Origin of the sequence: Kitasatospora paranensis (genome assembly GCF_039544005.1) — a bacterium.
GTDB lineage: Bacteria > Actinomycetota > Actinomycetes > Streptomycetales > Streptomycetaceae > Kitasatospora > Kitasatospora paranensis.
This window is the reverse complement of record NZ_BAABKV010000001.1, coordinates 3036554-3051219: the sequence shown is the minus strand read 5'-3', so window position 1 is coordinate 3051219 and position 14666 is coordinate 3036554. Positions and strand designations below refer to the sequence as shown.

Annotated in this window: 12 protein-coding genes and 2 pseudogenes; 13 read left to right on the top strand and 1 reads right to left on the bottom strand. The window is 74.1% G+C overall.

Annotated elements, in window-relative coordinates; translation table 11 throughout:
• The first annotated feature begins 2 nt into the window (after window positions 1-2).
• The 10 genes and pseudogenes from ABEB13_RS14920 to ABEB13_RS14875 all read left to right on the top strand — a co-directional run bounded on the left by ABEB13_RS14920 (window position 3) and on the right by ABEB13_RS14875 (window position 12162).
• Window positions 3-766, top strand: a pseudogene (locus ABEB13_RS14920) (TIGR03936 family radical SAM-associated protein).
• 349 nt (window positions 767-1115) lie between these two features.
• A complete protein-coding gene (locus tag ABEB13_RS14915) occupies window positions 1116-4718 on the top strand; it encodes an Rne/Rng family ribonuclease (RefSeq protein WP_345705910.1) in 3603 nt (1200 codons plus the stop codon).
• 176 nt (window positions 4719-4894) lie between these two features.
• Entirely contained in the window at window positions 4895-5212 is a 318-nt protein-coding gene (gene rplU, locus ABEB13_RS14910; RefSeq protein WP_100890198.1) for a 50S ribosomal protein L21, read from the top strand.
• Between the two features lie 12 nt (window positions 5213-5224).
• Window positions 5225-5482 carry a 50S ribosomal protein L27 gene (gene rpmA, locus ABEB13_RS14905; protein ID WP_345705909.1) on the top strand — a complete coding sequence of 86 codons (258 nt, stop codon included), beginning with the start codon at window positions 5225-5227 and terminating at the stop codon, window positions 5480-5482.
• 109 nt (window positions 5483-5591) lie between these two features.
• The gene (gene obgE / locus ABEB13_RS14900) at window positions 5592-7070 is read left to right on the top strand and encodes a GTPase ObgE (protein WP_345705908.1); all 1479 of its coding nucleotides are present in this window, start codon (window positions 5592-5594) and stop codon (window positions 7068-7070) included.
• 154 nt (window positions 7071-7224) lie between these two features.
• Window positions 7225-8361, top strand: coding sequence for a glutamate 5-kinase (proB, locus tag ABEB13_RS14895; RefSeq protein WP_345705907.1), 1137 nt, complete (start codon window positions 7225-7227; stop codon window positions 8359-8361).
• A 75-nt stretch (window positions 8362-8436) separates the two neighbouring features.
• Window positions 8437-8927 (top strand): annotated as a pseudogene (locus tag ABEB13_RS14890) (hypothetical protein).
• Window positions 8928-9026: 99 nt separating this feature from the next.
• Complete coding sequence (locus ABEB13_RS14885) at window positions 9027-10331, top strand: glutamate-5-semialdehyde dehydrogenase (RefSeq protein WP_345705906.1); 1305 nt, start codon at window positions 9027-9029, stop codon at window positions 10329-10331.
• 83 nt (window positions 10332-10414) lie between these two features.
• Complete coding sequence (locus tag ABEB13_RS14880) at window positions 10415-11008, top strand: SCO2584 family spore wall biosynthesis protein (RefSeq protein WP_345705905.1); 594 nt, start codon at window positions 10415-10417, stop codon at window positions 11006-11008.
• An 89-nt stretch (window positions 11009-11097) separates the two neighbouring features.
• Window positions 11098-12162 carry an SCO2583 family membrane protein gene (locus ABEB13_RS14875; RefSeq protein ID WP_345705904.1) on the top strand — a complete coding sequence of 355 codons (1065 nt, stop codon included), beginning with the start codon at window positions 11098-11100 and terminating at the stop codon, window positions 12160-12162.
• A 36-nt stretch (window positions 12163-12198) separates the two neighbouring features.
• Here ABEB13_RS14875 and ABEB13_RS14870 read toward each other — a convergent pair whose 3' ends face one another.
• Window positions 12199-13302, bottom strand: coding sequence for a M48 family metallopeptidase (locus ABEB13_RS14870; protein WP_345705903.1), 1104 nt, complete (start codon window positions 13300-13302; stop codon window positions 12199-12201).
• A gap of 181 nt (window positions 13303-13483) precedes the next feature.
• On the opposite strand from ABEB13_RS14870, the gene ABEB13_RS14865 reads away from it, so the two are divergent.
• From ABEB13_RS14865 to nadD, 3 genes are all read left to right on the top strand, one after another.
• Window positions 13484-13630: a hypothetical protein gene (locus tag ABEB13_RS14865; protein WP_198524105.1), complete on the top strand. Its 147-nt coding sequence runs from the start codon at window positions 13484-13486 to the stop codon at window positions 13628-13630.
• 152 nt (window positions 13631-13782) lie between these two features.
• Window positions 13783-13929: a hypothetical protein gene (locus ABEB13_RS14860; protein ID WP_198524106.1), complete on the top strand. Its 147-nt coding sequence runs from the start codon at window positions 13783-13785 to the stop codon at window positions 13927-13929.
• Between the two features lie 109 nt (window positions 13930-14038).
• Window positions 14039-14665, top strand: coding sequence for a nicotinate-nucleotide adenylyltransferase (gene nadD, locus ABEB13_RS14855; protein ID WP_100890208.1), 627 nt, complete (start codon window positions 14039-14041; stop codon window positions 14663-14665).
• Window position 14666: the final 1 nt, after the last annotated feature.

The following is a 14666-nucleotide window of genomic DNA, read 5'->3' as shown; positions in this document are numbered from 1 at the left end:
CGGTGCAGCGCATCCGTCTCCGCTACACCAAGCGTGGCCGTCTGCGCTTCACCAGCCACCGGGACTTCCAGCGGGCGCTGGAGCGCGCGCTCCGCCGCTCGGCCGTCCCGATGGCCTATTCCGCCGGCTTCACCCCGCACCCCAAGGTGTCGTACGCCAATGCGGCGCCGACCGGTGTCGCCAGCGAGGCCGAGTACGTGGAGATCGGCCTCGCCGAGGCCCGCGACCCCGAGGCGCTGCGCGCGCAGCTGGACGAGTCGTTGCCGCCCGGCCTGGACGTGATCGACGCCGTCGAGGCCCGCACCGCGAACTTCGTGGAGCGGCTGGAGGCCTCCGAGTGGCAGCTGCGGCTGCCCGGCGTGGAGCTCGACGAGGCGGCCCGCGCGGTCGCCGCGTTCCTGGCCAGCGAGCAGGTCGAGGTCCGGCGGATGACCAAGAACGGGGTCCGGGTGTTCGACGCCCGCGGGGCCGTTTCGGTGCTCCAGGTTCTCCCCCGCAGGTCGGCGATGGTCACGACACTGCCACAGAGCGTGCCGACGATGTTCGTGCGGGCACACCCTGTGCGATACTGCGGCTGGTAGTACGACACGCCACACCCGCCGTACGACCCGACGACGTTTTGTCCGGTCTCCGTGCGACGGCCGACCTGGCGCCGCCGGTCCCCGCTGAGGTGACCAGGCTGGCGCAGGGGCCGCTCGACGAGGAGACCGGCACGGTGACCGACCCGCTGGCGCTCGATCGCGCCGCGGCCGTGGCCGCGCAGTAGCGGCTGTACGGCTGCGCGCCTTCGCCGACCGCCGAGCGGGCGGGAGCCAGGACCCGCCACCGGGTCGCTGGCTCCCCAGGTCCCCGCGGCTTCCCAGGGGAGCGAGCGCCGTCGTAGACGGACGGGCCTCGCGGCCCTTCCCGGACACACGAGAAGACTGGTCGGACCAGAAGACTTTCGGCACCCCGCACCCTGCGAGTGCCGAGCCAGACTACGAGCCTCTGTGCGGCCTCGCGCCCGCCCGGCGGCACCGTGGGCGTCGGCACGCGATCACCGCGTGCGACCGTGACCCAGGTGTCGAGCCGTGCCCGGATGCGGAGCCCGGGGGCCTGACGGGAGATCCACCCGCATGCTTGAGAACACCGAACCGCAGTCCGCTGCGGAACCGGCCGAGGGTTCCGCCGACGGCACCTCCGCCGCCCCGCCGCGTCGCCGGCGCCGGGCGGTCTCCCGCCCGGCCGGTGCCCCGCAGGGCGCCGCCGCCGAGAGCGCGGAGACGGTCGTGCCGGCCGAGCCGCAGGCCGTCGAGGCCCCGGCCGCCGTCGAGGCGCCCGCCGAGGCCGCCGAGAAGCCGGTCCGTGCCCGCCGTACCCGTAAGCGCGCCGAGGCCCCGGCCGGTGCGCCGGAGGCCGCCCCGGTCGCCGCCGAGCCGCAGGCCGTCGATGCCCCGGTCGCCGCCGAGCCGCAGGCCGTCGAGGCCCCGGCCGCCGTCGAGGCGCCCGCCGAGGCCGCCGAGAAGCCGGTCCGTGCCCGCCGTACCCGTAAGCGCGCCGAGGCCCCGGCCGGTGCGCCGGAGGCCGCCCCGGTCGCCGCCGAGCCGCAGGCCGTCGATGCCCCGGTCGCCGCCGAGCCGCAGGCCGAGCCCGCCGAGAAGCCCGCCCGCCGCAGCCGTCGCCGTGTGGTCGAGCCGGCGCAGGTCGTCGTCGAGACCCCTGCCGAGCCGGTGGAGGAGGACGAGGAGGCCGAGGCCGTCGAGGAGCCCGCCGCCGAGACCCCCGCCCCCGTCGCCGAGCCCGAGCCGACGCACCGCGTCCGCCGCCGCGCCGTCCGCCCGTCGACCGCGATCTTCCAGGCGCCGGTCTTCCAGGAGCCCGCGCCCTACACCGCGCCGGCCGCCGCCGCCCAGGCCCCGGCCAAGGCCGCGGCCCAGGCTCCGGCCGCCGCCCAGGCTCCGGCCGCCGCGCAGAAGTCGTCCGCGCAGAAGGCGACCGCCACGTCGAAGCCGGCCACTGCCCCGGCCGGCTCCTCCGAGGAGGAGGAGTTCGAGTACAGCGGTGTCGGCCGCCGCCGCCGCGTCCGCACCTCCGTCCGGGTGCAGACCCCGTCCCGCACCCAGGCCCCGGCCCCGGCTCCGGCCGCCGCCCCGGCCCGTCCGGTGCAGGCCGAGGCCCCGGCCGCCCGCGCCCAGGAGGAGGCCGCCGTCGAGGCGCCCGCCGCCGGCCCGGAGCCGGAGGGCGACTGGGAGGAGGACGGCCGTCCGTCCCGCCGTCGCCGCCGGGGCGGCCGTCGCCGCCGCCGCGGTGAGGCCGAGGAGCCGGAGGCCGCCGAGACCGCCGCCGAGCAGCCGCACGCCGAGGACGAGGGTGCCGACGAGGAGCCGGAGGACGACGAGGACGACCTCGCGGCCGGCCTGTCCTCCTCGCGTCGCCGTCGCCGTCGCCGCCGCCGCAGCGGTGAGGGCGGCGGGGAGCAGCCCGAGACCAGTGAGGACGGCGTCCGCACGGTGGTGAAGGTGCGCGAGCCGCGCCGCCGCTCCACCGAGCCGTCCTTCGACCCGGACGAGGTGCAGTCCATCAAGGGCTCCACCCGTCTGGAGGCGAAGAAGCAGCGCCGCCGCGAGGGCCGCGAGCTGGGCCGCCGCCGGGTGCCGATCATCACCGAGGCCGAGTTCCTGGCCCGCCGCGAGTCCGTCGAGCGGGTGATGGTGGTGCGCCAGAACGGCGAGCGCACCCAGATCGGCGTCCTCGAGGACGGCGTGCTGGTCGAGCACTACGTCAACAAGGAGCAGGCCACCTCGTACGTCGGCAACGTGTACCTGGGCAAGGTCCAGAACGTGCTGCCGTCGATGGAGGCCGCCTTCGTCGACATCGGCAAGGGCCGCAACGCCGTGCTGTACGCCGGTGAGGTCAACTTCGGTGCGCTCGGCGGCCACGGCGGCCCGCGCCGGATCGAGTCGGTGCTCAAGTCCGGCCAGTCCGTGCTCGTCCAGGTCTCCAAGGACCCGATCGGTCACAAGGGCGCCCGTCTGACCAGCCAGATCTCGCTGCCCGGCCGCTACCTGGTCTACGTGCCCGAGGGCTCGATGACCGGTATCTCCCGCAAGCTGCCGGAGAACGAGCGGGCCCGTCTCAAGCAGATCCTCAAGAAGATCGTCCCGGACGACGCGGGCGTCATCGTGCGCACCGCCGCCGAGGGCGCCAGCGAGGAGGAGCTGACCGCGGACGTCCAGCGCCTGCAGCAGCAGTGGGAGGACATCCAGAAGAAGGTCGCCGGCGGCAACGCCCCGGTGCTGCTGTACGGCGAGCCGGACATGACCGTCCGGGTCGTCCGCGACATCTTCAACGAGGACTTCACCAAGGTCGTCGTCAGCGGCTCCGAGGCGTGGAACACCATCCACGACTACGTCGCGGGCGTCGCCCCGGACCTCGCCGAGCGGCTCCAGAAGTGGACCTCGGACGTCGACGTGTTCGCCACGTACCGGATCGACGAGCAGCTGATGAAGGCACTGGACCGCAAGGTCTGGCTGCCGAGCGGCGGTTCGCTGGTGATCGACCGCACCGAGGCGATGATCGTCGTCGACGTCAACACCGGCAAGTTCGTCGGACAGGGCGGCAACCTCGAGGAGACCGTCACCCGCAACAACATCGAGGCGGCCGAGGAGATCGTCCGCCAGCTGCGGCTGCGCGACCTCGGCGGCATCATCGTGATCGACTTCATCGACATGGTGCTGGAGTCCAACCGCGACCTGGTGCTGCGCCGGCTGCTGGAGTGCCTGGGCCGGGACCGGACCAAGCACCAGGTGGCCGAGGTCACCTCGCTCGGCCTGGTGCAGATGACCCGCAAGCGGGTCGGCCAGGGCCTGCTGGAGTCCTTCTCGGAGTCCTGCGTGCACTGCAACGGCCGCGGCGTCATCGTCCACATGGACCAGCCGCACAGCCACGGCGGCGGGGGCGGCACCCCGGTGTCCGGCGAGGCGGCCGGCAGCAGCAAGCGCCGCCGCCGCGGCAAGGGCGGCTCGGCGCAGGCCGAGCAGCATGCCGAGGTGCTGACCGAGGACGGCGAGGAGGCCCTGGAGGCCCTGGAGCCGCTGACGGAGGCCGTCGAGGCGGAGGAGCCGCTGGAGGCCGCCGCCGAGGCGCTCACGGAGGCCGTGGAGGCCGCGGAGCCGGTCGAGGCCGTGGCCGTCGAGGCGGCCGTGGTCGAGCAGCCCGCCGCGGTCCAGGCCCCGGCGGCTCCGGCCGGCCGGACCCGCCGCCGCGCGGTGCGCAAGGCGACCGCCCCGGCGGGTGCGCCCGCCGAGGCCGAGATCGTCGTCCTGCAGGCCCGTGCCGAGGCCGCCATGGAGGCCGCGCTGGCCGCCGCCGAGGCCCCGGCCGCCGAGCCCGTCGCGGAGGCCGAGCCGGCCGCTGTCGCCGAGCCCGTCACCGAGCCGGCCGTCGAGGCCGAGCCGGTGGCCGAGGAGGCCGACGCGACCGCGGAGGACGTGACGGCCGAGGAGGACGCCGAGGCGCCCGCGCCGAAGAAGCGCGCCCCCGCAAGGCCGCCGCCAAGAAGACCGCCGTGGCGAAGAAGACCACGGCGGCGAAGAAGACCACCGCCCGCAAGACCGCCACCAAGCGGACGAGCGCGGCGGCCAAGAAGGCCGCGGCCGCCGAAGGTGACGGCGCCGCAGAGTGATGCCCCGGAGCCGGGGCGGCCCACCCGCGAGGGTGGGCCGCCCCGGCCCCGGTAGGGCCCGGTTTGCCCCAGCGGTGGCCGATCCGTATTCTTGACCCTCGGCGTGTTGACGCCACGCTCCCGAGCACTTCACCTCCCGGATCCGGCCTCGCCGGGACCGGGGAGGCCCTGTGTCCGTACCCAGTGGCTGGCATCGGCGAGTTCCGACCGAGTACAGAAAGCAGGTACCGCATGTACGCGATCGTTCGCGCAGGCGGCCGCCAGCACAAGGTCGCCGTCGGCGACGTGCTGGAGATTGACCGCATCGACGCCAAGCCGGGTGACTCGGTCGAGCTGTCGACCATCCTGGTCGTCGACGGTGACGCCGTCACCTCCGACCCGTGGGTCCTCGGCGGCGTGAAGGCGCACGCCGAGGTCGTCGAGGAGACCAAGGGCGACAAGATCGTCATCCTCCGCTACAAGAACAAGACGGGTTACCGCCGTCGTCAGGGTCACCGCCAGAAGTTCACCGCGGTGCGCATCACGAGCATCGACTCCGTCAGCAAGTAAGGGGATAGCGAGATGGCACACAAGAAGGGCGCAAGCTCTACCCGGAACGGCCGTGACTCGAACGCCCAGCGCCTCGGCGTCAAGCGCTTCGGCGGCCAGGTCGTCAGCGCCGGCGAGATCATCGTCCGCCAGCGCGGCACCCACTTCCACCCGGGTGCCAACGTCGGCCGTGGCGGCGACGACACCCTGTTCGCGCTGAGCGCCGGTGCCGTGCAGTTCGGCAACCGCCGCGGCCGCAAGGTCGTCAACATCGTGGCCGTCGAGGCCTGAGTCTGACCCCACGTCAGGACTCGTCGTGAAGGGTGGGCCGGAATGTTCCGGTCCACCCTTCATGCTTTACCGCAGGACACACTTTTTCTTCGCACTGGAGGCACACCCCATGACCACCTTCGTGGACCGCGTCGAGCTGTACGTCGCCGCGGGTAACGGAGGCCACGGCTGCGCCTCCGTCCATCGCGAGAAGTTCAAGCCGCTCGGCGGACCCGACGGCGGCAACGGCGGTGAGGGCGGCAGCGTCACCCTCGTCGTGGACTCCCAGATCACCACCCTGCTCGAGTACCACCACTCGCCCAAGCGCAAGGCCACCAACGGCAAGCCGGGCGCGGGCGGGCACCGGACGGGCGCCGACGGCCAGGGCCTCGTGCTGCCGGTGCCGGACGGCACCGTGGTGCTCGACAAGCAGGGCAACGTGCTGGCCGACCTGGTCGGCCACGGCACCAGCTTCGTCGCCGCCGCCGGCGGCCGCGGCGGCCTCGGCAACTCCGCGCTGGCCTCCGCCCGCCGCAAGGCCCCCGGCTTCGCGCTGCTCGGCGAGCCCGGCGAGGCCCGCGACATCGTGATGGAGCTCAAGTCCGTCGCCGACGTCGCCCTGGTCGGCTACCCGAGCGCCGGCAAGTCCTCGCTGATCTCGGTGCTCTCCGCGGCCAAGCCGAAGATCGCGGACTACCCGTTCACCACCCTGATCCCCAACCTCGGCGTGGTCACCGCCGGCGAGACGGTCTACACCATCGCCGATGTCCCCGGCCTGATCCCGGGTGCCAGCCAGGGCAAGGGCCTGGGCCTGGAGTTCCTGCGCCACGTCGAGCGCTGCGAGGTCCTGGTGCACGTCCTGGACTGCGCCACCCTGGAGCCGGGCCGCGACCCGCTCACCGACCTGGAGACCATCGAGTCCGAGCTCGCCCAGTACGGCGGCCTGGAGGACCGGCCGCGCCTGGTCGCGCTGAACAAGATCGACGTCCCGGACGGCCAGGACATCGCGGACCTCACCCGCGCGTCGCTGGAGGAGCGCGGCTACCGCGTCTTCGAGGTCTCCGCGGTCGCCCACAAGGGCCTGCGCGAACTCAGCTACGCCCTGGCGCAGATCGTCGCCGAGGCCCGGGCCGCCAAGCCCGTCGAGGAGTCGACCCGGATCGTGCTGCGGCCGACCGCCGTGGACGACGCCGGCTTCACCATCACCGAGGAGGACGGCGCCTACCGCATCCGCGGCGGCAAGCCCGAGCGCTGGGTGCGCCAGACCGACTTCGCCAACGACGAGGCCGTCGGCTACCTCGCGGACCGGCTGGCCCGCCTGGGCGTCGAGCAGGAGCTGTGGAAGATCGGCGCCAAGGAGGGCGACACGGTCATCATCGGCCCCGACGAGAACGCCGTCGTCTTCGACTGGGAGCCGACCATGGCCTCCGGCGCGGAGATGCTCGGCCGCCGCGGCGAGGACCACCGCTTCGAGACCCAGCGCCCCGCCGTCGACCGCCGCCGCGAGAAGCAGCGCGGCCGGGACGCCGCCGAGGACGAGTACCGCGCCTTCGAGGCGCTCTCCTCCGGCCGCGCCGCCCTGGAGGGCGACGAGGACGAGGACCACTGAGTCCTGCCACGGCCGGCCCGGGGGCGCATGCAGCGCCCCCGGGCCGGCTTCGTGCTGTCCGGCCGGGCCGTCCACGGGGTGATATCCGGTTCGGCGGCCCCGTCCCGATCGCGTAGATTGCGGGCGTCGGACCACCGTGCGAAGGGCCAGGTTGATGACGGATCAGACACTGCGGCAGGACGTCCTCGACGCCCGGCGGATCGTCGTCAAGGTCGGCTCCTCCTCGCTCACCACCGCGGCCGGCGGCCTCGACGCCGACCGGGTCGACGCGCTCGTCGACGCGATCGCCAAGGTCCGGGCCCGCCCGGACGCCCCGGACGTCGTCCTGGTCTCCTCCGGCGCCATCGCCGCCGGGCTGTCCCCGCTCGGGCTGGACCGCCGCCCGCACGACCTGGCCCGCCAGCAGGCCGCCGCCAGCGTCGGCCAGGGCCTGCTGGTGGCCCGCTACACGGCCTCCTTCGCCCGGTACGGCATCCGGGTCGGCCAGGTCCTGCTGACCGCCGAGGACGCCAGCCGGCGCGCCCACTACCGCAACGCCTACCGCACCCTCGACCAGCTGCTGGCGATGGGCGCGATGCCGGTCGTCAACGAGAACGACACCGTCGCCACCGCCGAAATCAAGTTCGGCGACAACGACCGGCTGGCCGCCCTGGTCGCCCACCTCGTCCGGGCCGACCTGCTGGTGCTGCTCTCCGACGTCGACGGCCTGTACGACGGGGACCCGAGCAGGCCCGGCAGCAGCCGGATCGAGACCGTCTCCGGGGCGCACGACCTCGACGGCATCGAGATCGGCAGCGCGGGCAAGGCGGGCGTCGGCACCGGCGGCATGGTGACCAAGGTGGAGGCCGCCCGGATCGCCACCGGCGCCGGCATCCCGGTGGTGCTCACCGCCGCCAGCCAGGCAGCCGACGCCCTCGCCGGTCGGCCCACCGGCACGCTGTTCCGGCGTACCGGCAGCCGCTCCGCGGACCGGCTCCTGTGGCTCGAACACGCCTCCACCCCGCGCGGTGCGCTCCAGCTCGACGCGGGCGCCGTGGACGCGGTCGTCAACGGCGGGAAGTCGCTGCTCCCGGCCGGTGTGACCAAGGTCGAGGGCGACTTCACCGCGGGTGATCCGGTCGACCTTCTTGGTGAAAACGGCCACATCGTGGCCCGCGGACTGGTCAACTTTGATGCGAGGGAGCTGCCCCGGCTGCTCGGCCGGTCCACGCGGGAGCTGGCCCAGGAGCTCGGTGCCGCGTACGAGCGCGAGGTCGTCCACCGGGACGACCTGGTCGTCCTGCGCGGCTGAGCGGGCGCTGCCGCGAGGGGTGTCGGCGGGGCGGCCGACACCGGCACCACGACCATGCCGAACAGGAGGCCTCCGATGGCAAGCAGGCGCTCGGGGACGCTGCCCCACGAGACGTCCGGGCGGCGGCTCACCGGCATCACCGGCGGACGCCCGGCCGACCGGTCCGCGGCCGGTGCGGTCCGTGAGCTGCGGCCGCAGGCGGACGGTGACGGCGGCGCCGACGACCAGGCCAGACTCTGGCACGTGGTGCTGTCGGTGGCCGGCCGGGAGACCCCGCTCGCCGAGCTGCGGGCCGGTCTGGAGCAGCTCGCGCTCGACCACTCGTTCTTCCTGACCGCCCGCTACGCCGCCGACCACGCGGAGATCCGCTACTGGGAGCAGGCCCGCGACCTGCACGACGCCGCGGCGATCGCGCTGCGGCTGTGGGGGAGCACAAGGCCTCGGCGAACTTACCGCCGTGGGAGATCGTCGGCCTGGAGGTCGTCGACCGGGTGACGTACCAGCAGCGGGTCGCCGAGGGTTTCCACGGCCCGCCCCCGCGGCCCGGCGGCGTCCACCCGTACTGAGGCCGTTCCGGGCGCGCCGGTGCGGGGCCGCGCCGGGCGCCCGTCTCATCCGGCGAAATACCGGCCGGGCCCCTCCGGCCGACTCGCTACCCTTGCCGCATGAGCGACCACGCCACCACCGACAGCCCCGTCCTCGCCGCCGCGCGCCGTGCCCGTGAGGCGGCCGCCGTGCTCGCCCCGCTGCCGCGCAGCGTCAAGGACGCCGCGCTGCTGGCGATCGCGGACGCCCTGGTGGCCCGGACGGCGGAGATCACCGCCGCCAACGCCCAGGACGTGGCGCGGGCCCGCGAGGCCGGTACGGCCGAGTCGGTGGTCGACCGGCTGAGCCTCACCGCGGAGCGGATCGCCGCGATCGCCTCCGACGTCCGCGACGTGGTCGGCCTGCCCGACCCGGTCGGCGAGGTGGTGCGCGGCTACACGCTGCCCAACGGTCTGGACGTCCGCCAGGTCCGGGTGCCGCTCGGCGTGGTCGGCATCATCTACGAGGCCCGCCCCAACGTGACCGTGGACGCCGCCGCGCTCTGCCTGAAGTCCGGCAACGCCGTGCTGCTGCGCGGCTCGGCCTCCGCGTACCGCTCGAACACGGCGCTGGTCGCCGTGCTGCGCGACGCCGTCGAGGCGGCCGGGCTGCCCGCCGACGTCGTCCAGCTGGTGCCGGGCGAGAGCCGCGACTCGGTGCAGGAGCTGATGCGCGCCCGGGGCCTGGTCGACGTGCTGATCCCGCGCGGCGGCGCCTCGCTGATCCGCACCGTGGTCGAGGGCTCCACCGTGCCGGTCATCGAGACCGGCACCGGCAACTGCCACGTGTACGTGGACGCCCGGACGGACCTCGCGATGGCGGTCGGCATCCTGCTGAACTCCAAGGCGCAGCGGGTCAGCGTCTGCAACGCGGCGGAGACCCTGCTGGTGCACCAGGACGTCGCGGACGAGTTCCTGCCGCTCGCGCTGGAGGCGCTGGCCGCGGCGGGGGTGACCGTGCACGGTGACGACGCGGTGCTGAAGGCCGCCGAGGGCACGTCGGCGACGGCGGTGCCGGCGACCGACCAGGACTGGGGCGCGGAGTACCTGTCGTACGACATCGCGGCTGCGGTGGTGCCGTCGCTGGAGGCCGCGGTGGCGCACATCCGCCGCTGGTCCTCCGGTCACACCGAGGCGATCGTGACGACCTCGCAGGCGGCCGCCCGCCGGTTCACCCAGCTGGTGGACTCGACGACGGTGGCGGTCAACGCCTCGACCCGGTTCACCGACGGGGGTGAGTTCGGTTTCGGCGCGGAGATCGGCATCTCCACCCAGAAGCTGCACGCCCGGGGCCCGATGGGCCTGCCGGAGCTGACCTCGACCAAGTACATCGTCACTGGTGACGGCCATGTGCGCGGTGAGGCGACGCAGACCGTCGGGGGCTGAACGGCGCAGGCCGCACGCCCGTGTGACGGAGCAACTGGCGGGAGCCACAGACAAAAGGGCCGCCCGGTAATACGCTGAATCCCGTGGCTGAGGATGTGGGGGGCTCGCCGTACCCCGACGGCGCCGACCACGGTGGTGCGGACGACGAGTTCGCCACCGTGGTGCTCGACGAGGCTTTCGTCCGGTCCGCTGCCGTGCACGAGCCCAGCGCCCTGGAGCGGCAGCTCGCCGCGGCCGAGGCCCGGCTCGAGCCGGACCCTGCGGTCGCGGGCCGGCCGTACGACCTGACGGCCCCGGAGATGACCGGCACCGGCGACGTCCTGCCGCTGGAGCTCCGTCCGCATCCGGGCGGCCTCGACGACGACCGGCACTTCCCCGACCCGTGGTCCGGCACCGACCGGGTGAGGCGGCGGGCGCGCTGGGCGCGGGCCGTGCGCTGGGAGCCCGTGCGCCACGGCGACGGGCGTTCGGTGGCGCAGCAGCGCTGGCACCGGCCGGTGGCCTGGGTGCTGGCGGTGGTGATGGTGGCGGGTGTGGTGGCGGTCGCGGTGTCGGCGATCTACCGCGGCGCCGGTGGCGTCGGCTCGCCGCACCGTCCGGAGGTCGGCACCAGCAGCGGGCCGGGGGCGCAGACGTCCTCGCCGCTGCCCGCTCCGGTGGCCGTGCCGAGCGGCTGAGCGGGCCGGGATGACGCCGCCGCGGGTGCGTGCGCAGAATCTGCCGGCGGCCACTCGAACCGCGGGCCGCTCGGCTCTACCCTGGTTCTATGGGTGACCCGCGCGATCCGCCGGAGGGTGCGCCCGACGGTGGTTCCGGCAGTGATGACGAGTTCCGGTCCGTCGTCTTCGACGAGTCCTTCGTGCGTGCTGCCCGGATCCAGGAGCTGTCGGCGCGCGAGCGGCTGGGCGGGACGTACCGGGCCACCCGTTCGCGGATCGGCCTGGGGCCGTTCGGCAGCCTGCCGCGGCAGGCCGTCGCCCTGCTGCTGGTGGTGGTCCTGGCGTTCGCCGCGGCGGTGTACTTCGGCATCAGCACCCCGCACCGGCAGGCCGCCCCGCCGAGCGGCAACCAGCTGACGTCGAGCACGGTCGCGCTGGCCCCGTCGGGCCCGGTGGCGGCGGTGGCGGACCCGACGCACCCGTTCGCCGGGCTGCCCGCCGGGTACGCGGAGGGCGGTGCGGGGCTCGGGTTCCCGGCGGGCAGTGCCACGGCGCACTTCACCCGGACGGAGGTCGACCGCGCCCTGGCGATCGTCCGGAGCTTCCTGGTCGCGTCCTCGCTGGCGCCGGCCACGGTGGCGGAGGCGGAGAGCGGGCAGGCGCGCACCCTGGTGACCGCGGGTGAGCAGCAGCAGTACGACGACAGCGTGAACAGCCCCCGGGACGACCAGCACCACGCGGCGACCGGCTGGCTCGTCCGGCTGGACCCGGGCCGGGTGGCGCTGGCGTCCGACACCGTGATGGCGGCCGGCGCGGTGCGGGTCGGCGAGGCGGACGGCTCGACGCTGGAGGTCGTCACCGACCACACCTTCGTCTACGCGGTGCGGGCGTCGGGCACCGGCCAGGGGCCGGTCAGCCTGTTCTCCGTCCGCCGCGAGCTGCGGTTCGACCTGGACCGCGGCGACCTGTCCGCCGACCGGCTGCGGCTGGTCGACTCCGTGCTGCAGGCCGGTCCGACGGCGTGCGGTGCGCCGACCGCGGGCTTCCTGCAGCCGCTGCTGGCCGGCCAGGCCGCACCGGCGCCGGACCGGCCGGCGGCGGTGGACCCGGGCGACCACAGCCGGCCCGCCTGGCAGCTGTGCGGGGCGCTCGGGCCGCTCACCGGAGCCTGAGCCCCGGACGTGCGGGCCCGGCGCCCCGCACCGCGCTCACTGCTCCGGCGAGCCGCCGTCGGGGCCGCTCCCGTTGCCGTTGCTGCTGCCGTTGGCACCGGGGGCGCTCGCGCGCCCGGCCCCGACGAAGCTGTCCCGCAGCCGGCCGCCGACCGTGCCGACACCGCCGGCGACGTCCCGCAGCAGGCCCATCAGCGGGTCCTTCGACTCCTTCACCGACTGCGAGTAGGAGTCCGCCGCGGCCTTCCACTGGGCGCCGACCGAGGTCTCCGGGTCGTCCCCGCGCCGCGGGTAGGCGCCGGCGAGGATCGAGCGGTGCTCGTCGCTCTCGGCCCACTTCTTCAGCTGTGCGACCCGCACCACCGCGAACGGGTGGGTCTGCGGCAGCACCTGGAGCAGCTTGAGCACGCCGTCGCGCAGGTCGCCGGCCTTCTCGTACTCCTCGGCCTGCTCCAGGAAGGCGTCGACGTTCATCTCGGCCAGGTTGTGGCCGCCCGCCAGCTTCATCAGGCCGCGCATCGAGGCGTGCACGTCCTGGCCCGCGAGCAGGCCGGCCCGGTCGCAGGAGAGCTCGGCCTTGCGGAACCACTCCTTGAGCGCGGTGATGACGGCGGCGATGGCCAGGCTGCCGAGCGGCAGCCAGGCGATCCGGGCGGCGATGTTGGTGAGGATGAGCAGCATGGTGCGGTACACGGCGTGCCCGGACATCGCGTGCCCGACCTCGTGGCCGATCACCGCGCGCAGCTCCTCCTCGTCGAGGAGCTCGACGAGGCCGCTGGTGACGACGATGATCGGCGTCTCCATGCCGATGCACATCGCGTTCACGGTCGGGTCCTGGGTGACGTACAGGTCCGGGACCTTCTCCAGGTCGAGCACGTAGGCGGCGTCCCGGACCATGTCGTACAGCTCCGGGAACTGGCGCTCCGAGGTCTTCACCGCGGTGGCCAGGAACATCAGCCGGACGCTGCGCTCGGAGACCAGGCCCGCGAGCTTCTTGAGGATGTCGTCGAATCCGCTGAGCTTGCGCAGGGCGACCAGCGCCGAGCGGTCGGCGGGGTGCTCCCAGGCCCGGGTGGAGATCTCCGGGAAGCGCTGCCGGCGGCGGCTCGGGGTGGTGCTGTCCTTGGCAAGGTCGGTCATGTGTGAGTACCTCCTGGTCGTCGCCGGCACCGGCTGGCAGCCGGCCCCCGCTGCTGTTGGCTCAACGTCCTTGTGCGTGTACTCGTCCCCGGCGCTCACCGTACGCCGCCGCGGGGGCGGTGTCCGGTGTCCGGAACGCCCCGGTCTACGCTGGTCGTCCGGAGCGAGAGGAGCACCACCGATGTCCCCTGCCACCCTGGCGAGCCTGGCCGGTCCGATCTCCAGCGAGAACGGACCGGGCCTGTTCCTGAGGATCATCGTGATCGGCTCCATGGTCGGCGTCGGCCTGCTGGCCTGGATCCTGCTCAGGGCCGGGCGCAACAACTGACATATCGGGCGCCGCCGGTCGCCGCCGCCCCCACGCGGGGTCAGACGCGGTGGGCCGCCGAGCGGTTGCACGGAGCCCACCCGTACGATGAGGCCGCGGGCCGCAGTGGCCTGCACGCGTCCGCCCTCCGAGCCGAGAAGGTCCTGCCGACCATGAGCACTGCCGCACTGCCCGCCCTCGCCAAGCTCGCCGAGGGCGGCAACCACGACAGCCTGAACCCGTTCGTGACGGGTGGCTCCGCGCTGTTCATCCTGCTGCTGCTGGCCTTCATCACCACCCGCTTCAACCGGGACCGCTGACCCCCGGAGGGCCGCGGGGAGCGCCTGCACAGAAGCTGCGCGCTCCCTCCGGCATACCTCTCCGGGCGGCGTGCCCGGCCCCGGAGCACGTCGCGTAAGGTGTGGCGGCATGGGACAGCAGGCCGAGTCCGCCGGCACGCGGGCGAAGAGGCGCCTCGGCGTGATGGGCGGCACCTTCGACCCGATCCACCACGGGCACCTGGTCGCCGCCAGTGAGGTGGCGAGCGCGTTCCACCTCGACGAGGTGGTCTTCGTGCCGACCGGGCAGCCCTGGCAGAAGTCCGACCGGCAGGTGACGCCCGCCGAGGACCGCTACCTGATGACGGTGATCGCCACCGCCGAGAACCCGCAGTTCTCGGTGAGCCGGATCGACATCGACCGCGAGGGCCTCACCTACACCGTCGACACCCTGCGCGACCTGCGGGCCCTGCACCCCGACGCCGAGCTGTTCTTCATCACCGGCGCGGACGCGCTGGCCCAGATCATCTCCTGGCGCGACTCCGACGAACTCTTCGAGCTCGCCCACTTCATCGGATGCACCCGGCCGGGGCACACTCTGTCGGACGCCGGTCTTCCGGTCGGCGGGGTCTCCCTGGTCGAGGTCCCGGCGCTGGCGATCTCCTCCACGGACTGCCGCAACCGGGTCGCCAAGGGCGAGCCGGTCTGGTACCTCGTCCCGGACGGCGTGGTCCGTTACATCCACAAGCGGGCGCTCTACGCGCCGGCCCAGCCTTGAT

Coding starts and splice junctions, on each gene's coding strand:
- ABEB13_RS14915 (WP_345705910.1), top strand. CDS start 1,116: ATGCTTGAGAACACCGAACCGCAGTCCGCTGCGGAACCGGCCGAGGGT.
- rplU (WP_100890198.1), top strand. CDS start 4,895: ATGTACGCGATCGTTCGCGCAGGCGGCCGCCAGCACAAGGTCGCCGTC.
- rpmA (WP_345705909.1), top strand. CDS start 5,225: ATGGCACACAAGAAGGGCGCAAGCTCTACCCGGAACGGCCGTGACTCG.
- obgE (WP_345705908.1), top strand. CDS start 5,592: ATGACCACCTTCGTGGACCGCGTCGAGCTGTACGTCGCCGCGGGTAAC.
- proB (WP_345705907.1), top strand. CDS start 7,225: ATGACGGATCAGACACTGCGGCAGGACGTCCTCGACGCCCGGCGGATC.
- ABEB13_RS14885 (WP_345705906.1), top strand. CDS start 9,027: ATGAGCGACCACGCCACCACCGACAGCCCCGTCCTCGCCGCCGCGCGC.
- ABEB13_RS14875 (WP_345705904.1), top strand. CDS start 11,098: ATGGGTGACCCGCGCGATCCGCCGGAGGGTGCGCCCGACGGTGGTTCC.
- ABEB13_RS14870 (WP_345705903.1), bottom strand. CDS start 13,302: ATGACCGACCTTGCCAAGGACAGCACCACCCCGAGCCGCCGCCGGCAG.
- ABEB13_RS14865 (WP_198524105.1), top strand. CDS start 13,484: ATGTCCCCTGCCACCCTGGCGAGCCTGGCCGGTCCGATCTCCAGCGAG.
- ABEB13_RS14860 (WP_198524106.1), top strand. CDS start 13,783: ATGAGCACTGCCGCACTGCCCGCCCTCGCCAAGCTCGCCGAGGGCGGC.
- nadD (WP_100890208.1), top strand. CDS start 14,039: ATGGGACAGCAGGCCGAGTCCGCCGGCACGCGGGCGAAGAGGCGCCTC.